The following is a 13,399-nucleotide window of genomic DNA, read 5'->3' on the forward strand; positions in this document are numbered from 1 at the left end:
CATGCCTTCGATAACCGTGGAACCCTGCACCTTTGCCCTGTTTGGCGCCTTGGGTGATCTGGCGCTGCGCAAGTTATTTCCTGCCCTTTATCAACTCGATGGCGCCGGGTTGCTGCACGACGACACACGCATCCTGGCCCTGGCCCGTGAAGCCGGCTCCGAGCAGCAACACCTGGCCCATATCGAAAAAGAATTGCGTAAATACGTCGGCAAAGAGCTCGACGAAGCCGTGGCCCAGCGTTTCCTCGCACGCCTGGCTTATGTGCATGTCGACTTCATGAAGGCCGACGACTACGTCGCCCTGGCCGAAAAAGCCGGCAGCGAGCAACGCCTGATTGCCTACTTCGCTACCCCGGCGGCGGTGTACGGCGCGATCTGCGAAAACCTGTCCAAGGTCGGCCTGGCGGAAAATACCCGCGTAGTGCTGGAAAAACCCATCGGTTCGGACCTGGAGTCGTCGCGCAAGGTCAACGACGCCGTGGCGCAGTTCTTTCCGGAAAACCGCACCTACCGCATCGACCACTACCTGGGCAAAGAGACGGTGCAGAACCTGATCGCCCTGCGTTTCGCCAACAGCCTGTTCGAAACCCAGTGGAATCAGAACTACATCTCCCACGTGGAAATCACCGTGGCCGAGCAGGTTGGCATCGAAGGCCGTTGGGGTTACTTCGACAAGGCTGGCCAGCTGCGCGACATGATCCAGAATCACTTGTTGCAACTGCTTTGCCTGATTGCCATGGACCCGCCTGCCGACCTGTCCGCCGACAGCATCCGCGACGAGAAGGTCAAGGTGCTCAAGGCCTTGGCGCCGATCAGCCCCGAGGGCCTGACCACTCAGGTAGTCCGTGGCCAGTACATCGCCGGCTACAGCGCTGGTAAAGCCGTGCCGGGTTACCTGGAAGAAGACAACTCCAACACCCAGAGCGACACCGAGACGTTCGTTGCCCTGCGTGCCGATATCCGTAACTGGCGCTGGGCCGGCGTGCCGTTCTACCTGCGTACCGGCAAGCGTATGCCGCAAAAACTGTCGCAGATCGTCATTCACTTCAAGGAACCGTCCCACTACATCTTCGCCCCGGAGCAGCGTCTGCAGATCAGCAACAAGCTGATCATCCGCCTGCAGCCGGACGAAGGTATTTCCCTGCGTGTGATGACCAAGGAGCAGGGCCTGGACAAAGGCATGCAACTGCGCAGCGGGCCACTGCAATTGAATTTTTCCGACACCTATCGCAGCGCTCGCATCCCCGATGCCTACGAGCGATTGTTGCTGGAAGTGATGCGCGGCAATCAGAACCTGTTTGTTCGCAAAGATGAAATCGAAGCCGCGTGGAAGTGGTGTGACCAGTTGATCGCCGGGTGGAAAAAATCCGGTGATGCGCCCAAGCCGTATGCGGCGGGGTCCTGGGGGCCGATGAGCTCCATTGCACTGATCACGCGGGATGGGAGGTCGTGGTATGGCGATATCTGAATTGAAACTGCCTCAGGGCGTCACTGCCCATGAGTACCGTACGCCTGCGCTGCTGGCCGATGGCCTGGCCAATGACGTGGCTGAGCAACTGCGCTCGGCCATCAGCGCCCGTGGCGAGGCCACGTTGGTGGTGTCCGGTGGCCGCAGCCCCGTGGCGTTTTTCCAGAACCTGGCCAAGCAGGGCCTGGACTGGTCCAAGGTCACCATCACCCTGGCCGATGAACGCTGGGTGCCGGTCGAACATGCCGACAGCAATGCTGGCCTGTTGAAGCAACACTTGCTGCAAGGTCCGGCGGCCAAGGCGAAGTTCTTGAGCCTGTACAGCCCCGCTGCCAATCTTGAAGACGCTGCCGAGCAGGCCGATCGCTTGCTGGGCGAGTTGCCAGCCATTGATGTGCTGGTGCTGGGCATGGGCGATGACGGCCACACCGCATCGCTGTTCCCCAACAGCCCTAACCTGAGCGAAGCGCTGAAGGCCGACGGTACCCGCCGTTGCTGGCCGATGCTGGCGCCCACTGTGCCGCACCAGCGCCTGACCATGAGTCGTGCGCTACTGGCCACGGCCAGCTACACCGTGCTGTCGATTTCCGGCAGTTCGAAATTGACTACCTTGAGCGCCGCCCTGGCCAGCGACGATGTTGCTGCCATGCCGATTCGCGCGTTTTTGCAACCTACTCTAGAGATTTACTGGTGCCCATGAGCCAAGGATCAGCCGCTATGAAAAGCCCTCAACCGACCGTGTCCATGGCGGATAAAGTTGCCTTGATCGACAGCCTCTGCGCCAAGGCGCGGATCCTGCCGGTGATCACCATCGCCCGCGAGCAGGACATCCTGCCGTTGGCCGACGCCCTGGCCGCTGGCGGTTTGACCGCGCTGGAAGTGACCCTGCGTTCCGAGTTCGGCCTCAAGGCCATTCAGGTCTTGCGCGAGCAACGTCCTGAGCTGTGCACCGGTGCCGGTACCGTGCTTGATCGTCACATGCTCGAAGCGGCAGAAGTGGCAGGCTCACAATTTATCGTCACCCCCGGCATCACCCGTGACTTGCTGGAAGCCTCGGTGCACAGCCCGATCCCGCTGCTGCCGGGCATCAGCAACGCCTCCGGCATCATGGAAGGCTACGGCCTGGGTTATCGCCGCTTCAAGCTGTTCCCGGCTGAAGTCAGCGGTGGTGTTGCTGCCATCAAGGCTCTCGGCGGCCCGTTCGGCGAAGTCAAATTCTGCCCGACTGGCGGTGTTGGCCCGGCCAACATCAAGAGCTACATGGCGTTGAAAAACGTGATGTGCGTGGGCGGCAGCTGGATGCTGGATCCGGAGTGGGTCAAGAACGGCGACTGGGCGCGTATCCAGGAAGTCACTGCCCAGGCGCTGGCGCTGCTGGACTGAACTGATTTATCGAATCGTTGTTGCTGTGCTTAACGGCATTTTTGCGGCGCACTTGGTCGGTGTGCCGCTTTTTTTTGCCTGTAAAAAAACCTCAAGCACATCGCCGCTTTGAAGGTGGGAGCTGGCTTGCCTGCGATAGCTCTTTATCAGTTAGCCCATCTTTGGCTGATACACCATTATCGCAGGCAAGCCAGCTCCTATAGTTTTAAACGGTGTTTAGTTTGGTGATCGCATGGACTAGCGCATTGATGTCCGCCGCCGACGTCACCAGCCCCGGCGTCACCCGGATACAGGTGCCAAACGCTGCCCCCGTGCGCGTGGTGGTGAACAGGCCGTGCTCCTTGAGCAACCTGTCCGCCATCGCCTGCTGATTACGCCCGATGAACTTGAAGGCTGTGATCCCGCAATACAGTCGCGGGTCATCCGAGGTCAGCACTTCAATTCCCGGCAACGGCCGTACCTGGTTTACCCACAGGTTGCGCAGGTAATTGACGCGTGCGCCCTTGGCCGCCGCGCCACCCAACTGTCGATGCTCTTCAAATACCAGGGGCAATGTCATCAGCGCCGGAAAGTTCGGCGTGCTGTAGGACGTACGCGCTCGCACATCGGTGGCTGGGTAGTGAAACTCGCCCATATCCGGGTCGATATCGGCCAGGCGCTCCGGTGCGATGTACAAAAAGCCCAGGGTCAGCGGCGCGCCGATCCACTTGTGCAGGTTGAAGCCTGCGAACTGAATGCCCAGTTCGGCCAGGTTGAAGTCGATCTGGCCCAAGGCGTGGGCGCCGTCGAGGATCACGTCGATTGCGCGTTCGCGCGCGGCCTTGGCAATGGCCGCAACCGGCATGACCAGGCCCGTACGGTGGGTCACATGGGTCAAGGCCATTAATCTCAGACGCGGGTACTGCACAAACGCATCGTGATAAGTCTGCACCAGGCTGTCGAAACTGGCCGGGTGGGTGTGGGCCACCTCTATCACTTCCACGCCGCGAGTCGCTGCCAGCCAGCGCATGGCGCCTTTGACCGTGTCGTATTCCAGGTCGCTGACCAGCACCTGGTCGCCGGGTTGCAGGCGGTTGTAGTTGCGGATCAGTGACTGTAAGGCTTCGGTAGCGTTACGGGTGAAAGCGACCGATTCGGGGTCGACATCAATCAAGCCGGCCAGCTGGCGGCGTATCTCGTTGTTTTCACCCTGTTCAAAACGCTGGCGCACATGCACAGAGTTGCTGCGGTTGATAAAGCTGATGTGCTCAAGGTACTGGGCCTGCACCGCCCGGCTCATGCGCCCGAAGTAGCCGTTTTCCAGGTTGATCGGGCCGGGCTCGTATTCATAGCGTTGGGCGATGGCCTGCCAGTGCGGTTCGTTATCGGCATTCCTTGGCATGGTGAGTCTCTTAGTGGCGGGGGGCGGGTCTGCCATGTTTGGCGCGCAGTGGTTCAAGCAATTCGGACAGGCCGTTGTGGTCGATTTCCTGCATCAAGGCCAGCAAACCGCCCAGTTCCCCGTGGGGGAAACCTTCACGGGCGAACCAATTCAGGTAGGGCCCGGGCAGGTCGGCAATGATCCGGCCTTTGTATTTGCCGAAGGGCATTTGGCGGGTGATCAGTAGTTCGAGTTTTTCGGGATTCATGAGCGTCGTAGGGTTGAGGCCAGGCTTTCGAAAATACAGGCATTCTGCATGAAGGCCAAATGACAGATCATGCAAATAACCAACATACAGATGGTTCAATAATTCGTAACTTATTGAAAATAAACATAAAAATAATTTTTATAAACCTGGCACGGGCGCTGCAATAACCAAGGCAACCTTCTAACCCGTACAAGGAATTGAAAAATGACTGATATCAACAAAGAATCGATCTCCGTACTGAACGACCTGATCGAGACCAGCATCGACGGCCAAAAGGGTTTCAAGGAATGCGCTGAAGACATCAAGCATCCGGAACTCAAGGCATTGTTTGCCAAGCGTGCTGTTGATTGCGGTACCGCTGCCGAAGAACTGAAAACTGCTGTGCGTGCCCTGGGCGGCGATCCAGAGAAGTCCGGTAGTGTCGCCGGCGCCCTGCACCGTGGCTGGGTCGACGTGAAGTCGATGGTCACCGGCAAGGACGAAGAGGCCGTATTGAACGAAGCCGAGCGCGGTGAAGACCACGCACTGAAGGCTTACAAGGAAGCGATCGAGAAGATCAACAAGCACAACCTGGTGGGCATTCGTGACTTGGTTGAGCGTCAGTACCACGGTGTACAGCGCAACCACGACCAGGTAAAAGCCCTGCGTAACCAGGCTCGCGCTCAGTCGTAAGACCTGAGGTAAGACCTACGCTGGACCTAGTGTGGGAGCGGGCTTGCTCGCGAAAGCGGTGGATCAGTCACTGTTGTATTGGCTGACACACCGCATTCGCGGGCGAGCCCGCTCCCACATTTTTTTATGCAAAGGCTGGAATGTAGATCAGCCGATGCTGATTGGCGGCAGCTCGGTCAGGGTCACGACTTGCTGTTTGCGCGGCGCCAGAATCTCCGCCTCGCCATCGACTACCAACTCATCACGCTGGTTGAACACCCGAGTGGCAATGCGCACGCGAAACTTCGGCAGTTTCTCGAGGATTTCCAAGCGCACGGTCAGGGTGTCGCCGATCTTCACCGGTTTCTGGAAGGTCATTTGCTGGCCGATATAGATCGTGCCCGGCCCAGGCAGCTCGCAGGCCACTGCCGCGCTGATCAGCGCGCCGCTGAACATGCCGTGGGCAATCCGCTCCTTGAACATGGTCGCCTTGGCGTATTCAGCGTCCAGGTGCACCGGGTTGTGGTCACCCGACATGGCGGCGAACAGCTGGATATCGCGCTCTTCGACGGTTTTGCTGAAGCTGGCAGTCTGGCCCACTTCAAGCGCTTCGTACGGGGTGTTGGTTACCTGGGTCATCTCAAGGTGCATCCTGTGGCTTAACGGTAATTAATCGGCTGATTTTAAAGCAAAAACTATTCGCAGCGGGTGGGCCTGCGCAACGCCAGCGCCTGGTCGAGCCAGGTCAGCAGGTCGGCGGTGACTTCATCACGGTTGGTTTCGTTGAATACTTCATGGCGCGCCTGCGGGTAAAGCGTCAATTGCACGTCCTGGCAACCGGCCTCACGCAGGGCGTGGGCCAGGTGCTTGAGACGCTTGCCTTCACTCACCGGATCACGATCGCCGCCCATCACCAGGATCGGCAGGCCGGGATCAATCTGCGCCAGGTTGGAGACTTTGCTGATCTGCTGCAAGCCGCCCAACAGGTCGATCCACAGTTGGTTGGTGCAACGAAAGCCACAGAGTGGGTCGTTGATGTAGTTGTCCACTTCAACCGGGTCGCGGCTGAGCCAGTCAAACGCGGTGCGATTGGGTTTGAAGGCTTTGTTGAATGAGCCGAACGACAAGAAGTCGATCAACGCACTGCGGCCTCGCAGGCCTTGGCGTGCACGTTCGATGCGCGCAATGATTTGCGCTGCACGGTAGAGGGCCACCGGCTGGAAATTCGAGCCGCTGAGTATTGCGCCATGCAAGCTGGCGCTGTGATGCAGCATGTATGCCTGGGAGATATAGCTGCCCATGCTGTGGCCCAGCAAGATGATCGGCAGCCCGGGATGCTGTTGGCCGATGTGCTGATTAAGGCTGGCCAGATCGCCCACGACTTTGTTCCAGCCATCCGTTTCAGCATATAGCCCAACGGTGCCGGCCTCGGCGGTACGGCCATGCCCACGCTGGTCCAGCGCATATACGCCATACCCTGCGCCACACAACGCTTGCGCCAGGCGCGCATAGCGACCGCCGTGCTCGGCCATGCCATGGGAAATCATCACCACGGCCCTGGGCGGGCCGTCGGGCATCCATTGGTTGACGTACAGACGGGTGTGGTCGTTCGCGGTCAGCCAGAAGGTGCTGTGGTTCATGGCGGCTTCCTTTGCTCAGGGTGGTTGCATTGTATAGCTCATCCGGCGTGGGGCGGGGTATCTGCCTACGCCTTAGGTACAAGATTCATACAATCAATGACACAGTTCAGCGTCTTGCCTGTTTGGCCATAGCTGCTAACTTCCCCAAAGCTCCGCTTCTTATTGCTGCACATCTGCATGGCAGCGGCCGGACACACTCAGGTAAAGAGGACAAGAATAATGCAACCTGATTTCTGGAATGACAAACGCGCGGCGGGAGTCCCCAATGCCATCGACCTCAGCACCTACAAGTCGGTGATCGAGGTCTTCGAGCGTTCCTGCAAGACCTTTGCCGACCGTCCGGCATTCAGCAGCATGGGCATTACCCTCACCTACGCCGAGCTTGAGCGCCAGAGTGCGGCGTTTGCCGGTTACCTGCAGCAGCACACCGACCTCAAGCCCGGCGAGCGCATCGCGGTGCAGCTGCCCAACGTGCTGCATTACCCGGTTGCGGTGTTCGGCGCACTGCGCGCCGGGCTGATCGTGGTCAACACCAACCCGCTTTATACGCCGCGCGAGATGCGCCATCAGTTCAAGGATGCCGGTGTGCGGGCGCTGGTCTACCTCAACCTGTTCGGTTCACGTGTGCAGGAGGTATGCACCGACACGGACATCGACTACCTGATCGAAGCCAGGATGGGCGATTTCATGCCCGCCGCCAAAGGCTGGCTGGTCAACACCGTGGTCGACAAAGTCAAGAAGATGGTCCCGGCCTACCACCTGCCGCGGGCGGTTTCGTTCAAGCGCGCCCTGCGCATGGGCGCGGGCCTTGGAGTGACGCGCCATCCGGTGACCCTGGACGACGTCGCCGTGCTGCAATACACCGGCGGCACCACTGGGCTGGCCAAGGGCGCGATGCTCACTCACGGCAACCTGGTGGCGAACATGCAGCAAGTGCGGGCGTGCATGTCGCAACTGGGCGACGACGGCCATCCGCTGATCAAGGAAGGGCAGGAGGTGATGATTGCACCGCTGCCGCTGTACCACATCTATGCATTCACGGCCAATTGCATGTGCATGATGGTCTCCGGTAACCACAACGTGCTGATCACCAACCCACGGGACATCGGCGGGTTTATCAAGGAGCTCAAACAGTGGCAGTTCTCCGGCCTGTTGGGGCTCAACACACTGTTTGTGGCGCTGATGGACCACCCGGATTTCAAGACCCTGGATTTCTCCCACCTGAAGATTACCAACTCCGGCGGCACCGCCCTGGTCAAGGCCACGGCGGAACGCTGGAAAGCGGTGACCGGCTGCGCCATCGGCGAAGGCTACGGCCTCACCGAAACCTCGCCAGTGGCCAGTACCAACCCCTACGGCGGCCTGTCGCGCCTGGGTACCGTGGGCATCCCGGTGCCGGGTACGGCGATGAAGGTCGTGGATGAGCTGGGGCAAGAACTGCCGTTGGGCGAGCGCGGCGAGCTGTGCATCCAGGGCCCACAAGTGATGAAGGGCTACTGGCAGCAACCGGCCGCCACCGCCGAAACCCTGGACGCCGATGGCTGGTTGAAGACCGGTGATATTGCGGTGATCGACACCGATGGCTACATCAGTATTGTGGATCGCAAGAAGGATTTGATCATCGTCTCGGGTTTCAACGTGTACCCCAACGAAATCGAAGACGTGATCATGGCCCACCCGGCCGTGGCCAACTGCGCCGTGATCGGCGTACCGGACGAGCGCACGGGGGAGGCGGTGAAGCTGTTCGTGGTGGCACGGGCCCAGGGGGTGAGCCTCGAGGAACTGAAGGCGTACTGCAAGGCCAACTTCACGGGGTACAAGGTGCCCAAGCATATTGTGTTGAGAGAGTCGTTGCCGATGACGCCGGTGGGGAAAATTCTGCGCCGGGAGCTGCGCGACATCGCTTGAATTGAAATAGGGTACAAAAATGTGGGAGCTGGTTTGCCCGCGATAGCAGTGTTTCAGTCGCCTGTTGAATTGACTGATCCATCGCTATCGCAGGCAAGCCAGCTCCCACACTGTATTTTTCGCCCGTGAGAGCCTGTTCTAGAGCCATTTCTGGAGTTATAGAATTTTTGCTCTAAAAGTGACCATTGGATGTTCTTGAGTCATGTTTATGACTGTAGGGGCCTCTTTTGGCTCTAGGCGGCCCTTGGCAAAGCTGCTACTCTCGGCGCGCTTTGTGACTTCTAGGCCTGCTTGAAAGCGCCAGACTCACCTAAAAACATACACCAATAATAATCGCATCAAATGCGATGATGAATTCGCGTCGCTGAGGAGTGGGCTTCCATGAATGAAGACTTTTGGAAGGATAAGTACCCCGCCGGGATTGCTGCACAGATCAATCCAGACGAGTATCCGAATATTCAGGCGGTACTGAAGCAGTCCTGCCAGCGCTTCGCCAACAAACCGGCTTTCAGCAACCTGGGCAAGACAATCACCTACGGTGAACTGTACGAATTGTCCGGCGCATTCGCCGCGTATCTGCAACAGCATACCGATTTGAAGCCTGGCGATCGAATCGCCGTGCAACTGCCCAACGTTCTGCAATACCCCGTCGCTGTATTCGGTGCGATCCGCGCCGGCCTGATCGTGGTCAACACCAACCCGCTGTATACCGCGCGGGAGATGGAACACCAATTCAATGATTCGGGGGCCAAGGCCCTGGTTTGCCTGGCCAACATGGCGCACCTGGCTGAAAAAGTCGTGCCCAAGACCGCCGTCAAGCACGTGATCGTCACCGAAGTTGCCGACCTGCTCTCGCCGTTCAAGCGCGTGCTGATCAACAGCGTGATCAAATACGTAAAGAAAATGGTCCCGGCCTATCATCTGCCCCAGGCCATCAAGTTCAACGACGTACTCGCCAAGGGCCATGGCCAGCCGGTCAACGATGCCAGCCCGGCCAGCGGCGATGTGGCCGTGTTGCAATACACCGGCGGTACCACCGGCGTGGCCAAGGGCGCGATGCTGACCCACCGCAACCTCGTCGCCAACATGCTGCAATGCAAGGCGCTGATGGGCTCCAACCTCAATGAAGGCTGCGAGATCCTGATCACGCCGCTACCGCTCTACCACATCTATGCCTTCACCTTTCATTGCATGGCGATGATGCTGATCGGCAACCACAACATCCTGATCAGCAACCCGCGCGACCTGCCGACGATGGTCAAGGAACTGTCGAAGTGGAAGTTCAGCGGCTTCGTCGGCCTCAACACCCTGTTCGTGGCACTGTGCAACAACGAAGGTTTCCGCAAGCTGGACTTCTCTGCGCTGAAGGTCACCCTATCGGGCGGCATGGCGTTGCAGCTGGCGGCGGCGGAGCGTTGGAAGGCCGTGACCGGCTGCGCGATCTGCGAAGGCTACGGCATGACCGAAACCAGCCCGGTGGCCACGGTCAACCCGATCCAGCACATCCAGATCGGCACCATCGGCATTCCGGTGCCTTCCACCGCGTGTAAAGTCATCGCCGACGACGGTACCGAGCTTGCACTGGGCGAAACTGGCGAGTTGTGCGTGAAAGGTCCGCAAGTGATGAAGGGCTACTGGCAGCGCCAGGAAGCTACCGACGAGATGCTTGACAGCGAGGGTTGGCTGAAGACCGGCGACATCGCGATCATCCAGCCAGACGGCTACATGCGTATCGTCGACCGCAAGAAGGACATGATTCTGGTCTCCGGCTTCAACGTCTACCCCAACGAGCTGGAAGACGTGCTGGCGGGCCTGCCGGGTGTGCTGCAGTGTGCGGCTATCGGCGTACCGGATGAAAAATCCGGCGAGCACATCAAGTTGTTCATCGTGGTCAAGCCAGGGGCTACCCTGACCAAGGACCAGGTGATGGAGCACATGCGCGCCAACGTCACCGGCTACAAAGTGCCCAAGGCCGTGGAGTTCCGTGATGCGCTGCCGACCACCAACGTGGGCAAGATCCTGCGGCGTGAATTGCGTGATGAAGAACTGAAGAAACTCGGTCTTAAAAAGTAACCCATAAAAAACCCCGCCGATGCGGGGTTTTTTATGAGGGCGCTGGCGAAACACTTACCCCCGTGGGAGCTGGCTTGCCTGCGATAGCGCTACAGCAGCCATTGCTGTATCGCCTGACTCACTGCCATCGCGGGCAAGCCCGCTCCCACAGGGTTACCGGGCTTACAACGCGAACTGCGCGAAGCTCACACCCGCACCGGCGGGGCGTACGTCCTTCAAGAACGAGTCCTTATCCGCGCTTAGCTCCAGGGTAATCTCCGGCTTGCGCTTGCCCGCATTGCGTACCACCAGCCCTTCGAGTTTTTCACGCAGGAACACGGTCGGCACCTTCAGGTGCAGCAACTGGTCGGTGTCGGCGTTGTGCATCAACAGGTGGATCCACTCGTACTGGCCCACGGCAATACGCCCCACCGGCAGGTCGAACCACCAGATGTTGCGTTTGCGGTCCAGGTCGGTGAAGTGGCAGTTGTTGACGCCGAGTACGGCACCGCCCAGTTCCTGGTTTCTGCGGGCAATGGCCTGTGCTTTATTGAGTTTCATAACCTTCCTACGGGATCTGTTATCCAGCGTTGCAGCCTGAATGTGCCGGGCATTCTCGTGGGTTGGCTGCAAAACATAAAGCCAAACCTGCCGCTTTCGATGAAATGCTTGCGCAAAAATAATTGAAACTCTGCCGTTGCGCTTCGGGTCAACCGCTACGTAGTGACCAAAAACCATTTGATTGTTATCAGGAGTAATACCATGAGCAGCACTTCCGATAAGGTAAAGGGCTTGGCGAACGAAGCTGTCGGTAACATCAAGCAAGGCGTCGGTAAAGTCACAGACAATGACAAGCTGCGTGCTGAAGGCGTGATCCAAGAGAAAAAAGGCGAAGCTCAGCAAGCAGTGGGCAAGACCAAGGACGCAGTGAAAAAAGCCACTGAGTAACACGTCCTGGCTGGCTGACCCCAGCAGCCCGACGGCCATCCACGGATGGCCGTTTTTGTATCCGGTGCTGCAACTAAACTTTCGAAATTGTTTCAAAGTCGCCAAATGGGCTACTTTGATGTAGAAAACGGCCCCTGAGTCGCCCACGAACTCAACCTCTTTTGCGGCGAAAGGAGACGCTATGCTTTTTCCAGTACTCGATGGTCTCAAGCTGCACAAGGTGCTGGTACGCACCATCAAGGAATTCGTCGATGACGAGATGCCTACCTACGCCTCGGCACTGGCCTACCAGATGCTGTTCTCTTTGTTTCCGTTCCTGCTGTTCCTCATTGCCCTGATCGGCTTCCTGCATTTGCCCGACTTCTTCAGTTGGCTGCGCCTGCAATCGGAGCTGGTGTTGCCACCCCAGGCGCTGGAACAGGTCAACCCGGTGATCGATCAGTTGCAGCAGTCCAAGGGCGGCTTGCTCTCGGTGGGTATCGTTATCGCCCTGTGGACGGCCTCTGCGGGCGTGCGCCTGATGATGAGCGCCATGAACGCCGCCTACGATGTGGTTGAAGGTCGGCCGATCTGGAAGCGTTTCCCGCTGTCGATTTTCTACACCGTGGGTATCGCCGGCATGCTGCTGGCGGCCGCCGCGCTGATGGTGCTGGGCCCGCAAGTCATGGAGTGGCTGGCCGGGCAGATTGGCATGCAGGAATTCGTGGTCACGCTGTGGACCATCCTGCGCTGGCCGCTGATTGTGATCTTGCTGATGTTCGCCGTGGCCCTCATGTACTACGTGATGCCGGACGTCGAGCAGGAATTTCGCTTTATCACCCCCGGCTCCGTCTTGGCCGTGGTGGTATGGATCGTCGCCTCCCTGGGCTTTGGCTACTACGTCAAGACCTTCGCGGACTACAACGCCATGTATGGCAGTATCGGTGCGATCATTGTCTTGCTCCTGTATTTCTACATCTCTGCCGCCGTACTGCTGCTGGGCGCGGAGATGAACGCGGTGATCGAGCATATGTCTGCCGAGGGCAAGGACCCCGGTGAGAAGGAAATAGGCGAGCCGGGCCACACCGATGAAAAACAACACGTCTCAGGCCTAGGCCGGGACCACTCCAAGCCCATGACCGAGCCTGAACAATGATCCGTGAAATCCTGAAAATGGGCGACGAGCGCCTGCTGCGTATCGCCCCGCCGGTGCCGCCGGAGATGTTTGACAGCCCGGAGTTGTGGCAACTGATCGACGATATGTTCCAGACCATGGAGCACGTGGGCGGCGTTGGCCTGGCGGCGCCGCAGATTGGCGTGGACCTGCAACTGGTGATCTTCGGTTTCGAGGCCAGCGAACGCTACCCGGACGCGCCGCCTGTGCCGCAGACCATCTTGATCAACCCGCTGATCACACCGCTCAGCCCGCTGCAGGAAGAGGGCTATGAGGGTTGCCTGTCAGTGCCCGGCCTGCGCGGCGCCGTGAACCGTTACCAGCAGATCCGCTACGAAGGGTTCGACCCCAAAGGCGAGCCGATCGTACGTTTTGCCGACGGCTTCCATGCGCGGGTGGTGCAGCATGAGTGCGACCATTTGATCGGCCGGCTGTACCCCTCGCGGATTACCGACTTCAGCAAATTCGGATTTATTGAAGTGATGTTCCCGGAGCTGGACCCAACGGCTGACGAATAGCCCTTCTGACACACTCACAGTTCAACTGTGGGAGCTGGCTTGCCTGCGAT

Annotated in this window: 14 protein-coding genes; 9 read left to right on the forward strand and 5 right to left on the reverse strand. The window is 58.9% G+C overall.

Annotated features, from left to right (window positions below; genetic code table 11):
- Position 1 precedes the first annotated feature (1 nt).
- The 3 genes from zwf to ACTJLA_RS22550 are packed head-to-tail and all read left to right on the forward strand — an operon-like array spanning position 2 to position 2,851.
- The gene (gene zwf / locus ACTJLA_RS22540) at positions 2-1,468 is read left to right on the forward strand and encodes a glucose-6-phosphate dehydrogenase (RefSeq protein ID WP_034128521.1); all 1,467 of its coding nucleotides are present in this window, start codon (positions 2-4) and stop codon (positions 1,466-1,468) included.
- Complete coding sequence (gene pgl, locus ACTJLA_RS22545; RefSeq protein ID WP_034128520.1) at positions 1,455-2,168, forward strand: 6-phosphogluconolactonase; 714 nt, start codon at positions 1,455-1,457, stop codon at positions 2,166-2,168. Before zwf ends, pgl begins: the two co-directional genes overlap by 14 nt.
- A gap of 17 nt (positions 2,169-2,185) precedes the next feature.
- Positions 2,186-2,851: a bifunctional 4-hydroxy-2-oxoglutarate aldolase/2-dehydro-3-deoxy-phosphogluconate aldolase gene (locus tag ACTJLA_RS22550; protein WP_026067364.1), complete on the forward strand. Its 666-nt coding sequence runs from the start codon at positions 2,186-2,188 to the stop codon at positions 2,849-2,851.
- A gap of 205 nt (positions 2,852-3,056) precedes the next feature.
- On the opposite strand, the gene ACTJLA_RS22555 is transcribed toward ACTJLA_RS22550, so the two are convergent.
- Positions 3,057-4,232, reverse strand: a complete 1,176-nt coding sequence (locus tag ACTJLA_RS22555) for an aminotransferase class V-fold PLP-dependent enzyme (protein ID WP_440842160.1) — start codon at positions 4,230-4,232, stop codon at positions 3,057-3,059.
- 10 nt (positions 4,233-4,242) lie between these two features.
- Entirely contained in the window at positions 4,243-4,479 is a 237-nt protein-coding gene (locus tag ACTJLA_RS22560) for a DUF3820 family protein (protein ID WP_003193750.1), read from the reverse strand.
- 204 nt (positions 4,480-4,683) lie between these two features.
- Between ACTJLA_RS22560 and ACTJLA_RS22565 the strand changes: the two genes are divergently transcribed.
- Entirely contained in the window at positions 4,684-5,151 is a 468-nt protein-coding gene (locus ACTJLA_RS22565) for a ferritin-like domain-containing protein (protein WP_034128518.1), read from the forward strand.
- A 147-nt stretch (positions 5,152-5,298) separates the two neighbouring features.
- Here the strand turns inward: ACTJLA_RS22565 and ACTJLA_RS22570 are convergent, their stop codons facing one another.
- A complete protein-coding gene (locus ACTJLA_RS22570; RefSeq protein WP_003193747.1) occupies positions 5,299-5,769 on the reverse strand; it encodes a MaoC family dehydratase in 471 nt (156 codons plus the stop codon).
- Between the two features lie 56 nt (positions 5,770-5,825).
- A complete protein-coding gene (locus ACTJLA_RS22575; RefSeq protein WP_181123872.1) occupies positions 5,826-6,770 on the reverse strand; it encodes an alpha/beta hydrolase in 945 nt (314 codons plus the stop codon).
- Positions 6,771-6,989: 219 nt separating this feature from the next.
- Here ACTJLA_RS22575 and fadD2 point away from each other — a divergent pair, with 219 nt between their 5' ends.
- Both fadD2 and fadD1 read left to right on the forward strand, forming a co-directional pair.
- The gene (gene fadD2, locus ACTJLA_RS22580; protein WP_440842163.1) at positions 6,990-8,678 is read left to right on the forward strand and encodes a long-chain-fatty-acid--CoA ligase FadD2; all 1,689 of its coding nucleotides are present in this window, start codon (positions 6,990-6,992) and stop codon (positions 8,676-8,678) included.
- A gap of 381 nt (positions 8,679-9,059) precedes the next feature.
- Entirely contained in the window at positions 9,060-10,751 is a 1,692-nt protein-coding gene (gene fadD1 / locus ACTJLA_RS22585; protein ID WP_440842164.1) for a long-chain-fatty-acid--CoA ligase FadD1, read from the forward strand.
- Positions 10,752-10,913: 162 nt separating this feature from the next.
- Here fadD1 and ACTJLA_RS22590 read toward each other — a convergent pair whose 3' ends face one another.
- Positions 10,914-11,291 carry a hypothetical protein gene (locus ACTJLA_RS22590; RefSeq protein WP_003193739.1) on the reverse strand — a complete coding sequence of 126 codons (378 nt, stop codon included), beginning with the start codon at positions 11,289-11,291 and terminating at the stop codon, positions 10,914-10,916.
- 201 nt (positions 11,292-11,492) lie between these two features.
- Between ACTJLA_RS22590 and ACTJLA_RS22595 the strand changes: the two genes are divergently transcribed.
- From ACTJLA_RS22595 to def, 3 genes are all read left to right on the forward strand, one after another.
- A complete protein-coding gene (locus ACTJLA_RS22595; protein ID WP_003193737.1) occupies positions 11,493-11,678 on the forward strand; it encodes a CsbD family protein in 186 nt (61 codons plus the stop codon).
- Between the two features lie 181 nt (positions 11,679-11,859).
- On the forward strand, positions 11,860-12,813 hold the full coding sequence (locus tag ACTJLA_RS22600) for a YihY/virulence factor BrkB family protein (protein ID WP_032895581.1): 954 nt from the start codon (positions 11,860-11,862) through the stop codon (positions 12,811-12,813).
- Positions 12,810-13,349 (forward strand): peptide deformylase, encoded by a 540-nt coding sequence (def, locus tag ACTJLA_RS22605; RefSeq protein ID WP_034128513.1) that lies wholly within the window; start codon positions 12,810-12,812, stop codon positions 13,347-13,349. Before ACTJLA_RS22600 ends, def begins: the two co-directional genes overlap by 4 nt.
- The last annotated feature ends 50 nt before the right edge of the window (positions 13,350-13,399 follow it).

Origin of the sequence: Pseudomonas sp. 22072 (genome assembly GCF_052046095.1) — a bacterium.
In the GTDB taxonomy this organism is placed as follows: domain Bacteria; phylum Pseudomonadota; class Gammaproteobacteria; order Pseudomonadales; family Pseudomonadaceae; genus Aquipseudomonas; species Aquipseudomonas paracarnis.

What these genes read in the sequence shown, in the direction of transcription:
- zwf (WP_034128521.1), top strand. Translation starts at nt 2, where the DNA reads ATGCCTTCGATAACCGTGGAACCCTGCACCTTTGCCCTGTTTGGCGCC.
- pgl (WP_034128520.1), top strand. Translation starts at nt 1,455, where the DNA reads ATGGCGATATCTGAATTGAAACTGCCTCAGGGCGTCACTGCCCATGAG.
- ACTJLA_RS22550 (WP_026067364.1), top strand. Translation starts at nt 2,186, where the DNA reads ATGAAAAGCCCTCAACCGACCGTGTCCATGGCGGATAAAGTTGCCTTG.
- ACTJLA_RS22555 (WP_440842160.1), bottom strand. Translation starts at nt 4,232, where the DNA reads ATGCCAAGGAATGCCGATAACGAACCGCACTGGCAGGCCATCGCCCAA.
- ACTJLA_RS22560 (WP_003193750.1), bottom strand. Translation starts at nt 4,479, where the DNA reads ATGAATCCCGAAAAACTCGAACTACTGATCACCCGCCAAATGCCCTTC.
- ACTJLA_RS22565 (WP_034128518.1), top strand. Translation starts at nt 4,684, where the DNA reads ATGACTGATATCAACAAAGAATCGATCTCCGTACTGAACGACCTGATC.
- ACTJLA_RS22570 (WP_003193747.1), bottom strand. Translation starts at nt 5,769, where the DNA reads ATGACCCAGGTAACCAACACCCCGTACGAAGCGCTTGAAGTGGGCCAG.
- ACTJLA_RS22575 (WP_181123872.1), bottom strand. Translation starts at nt 6,770, where the DNA reads ATGAACCACAGCACCTTCTGGCTGACCGCGAACGACCACACCCGTCTG.
- fadD2 (WP_440842163.1), top strand. Translation starts at nt 6,990, where the DNA reads ATGCAACCTGATTTCTGGAATGACAAACGCGCGGCGGGAGTCCCCAAT.
- fadD1 (WP_440842164.1), top strand. Translation starts at nt 9,060, where the DNA reads ATGAATGAAGACTTTTGGAAGGATAAGTACCCCGCCGGGATTGCTGCA.
- ACTJLA_RS22590 (WP_003193739.1), bottom strand. Translation starts at nt 11,291, where the DNA reads ATGAAACTCAATAAAGCACAGGCCATTGCCCGCAGAAACCAGGAACTG.
- ACTJLA_RS22595 (WP_003193737.1), top strand. Translation starts at nt 11,493, where the DNA reads ATGAGCAGCACTTCCGATAAGGTAAAGGGCTTGGCGAACGAAGCTGTC.
- ACTJLA_RS22600 (WP_032895581.1), top strand. Translation starts at nt 11,860, where the DNA reads ATGCTTTTTCCAGTACTCGATGGTCTCAAGCTGCACAAGGTGCTGGTA.
- def (WP_034128513.1), top strand. Translation starts at nt 12,810, where the DNA reads ATGATCCGTGAAATCCTGAAAATGGGCGACGAGCGCCTGCTGCGTATC.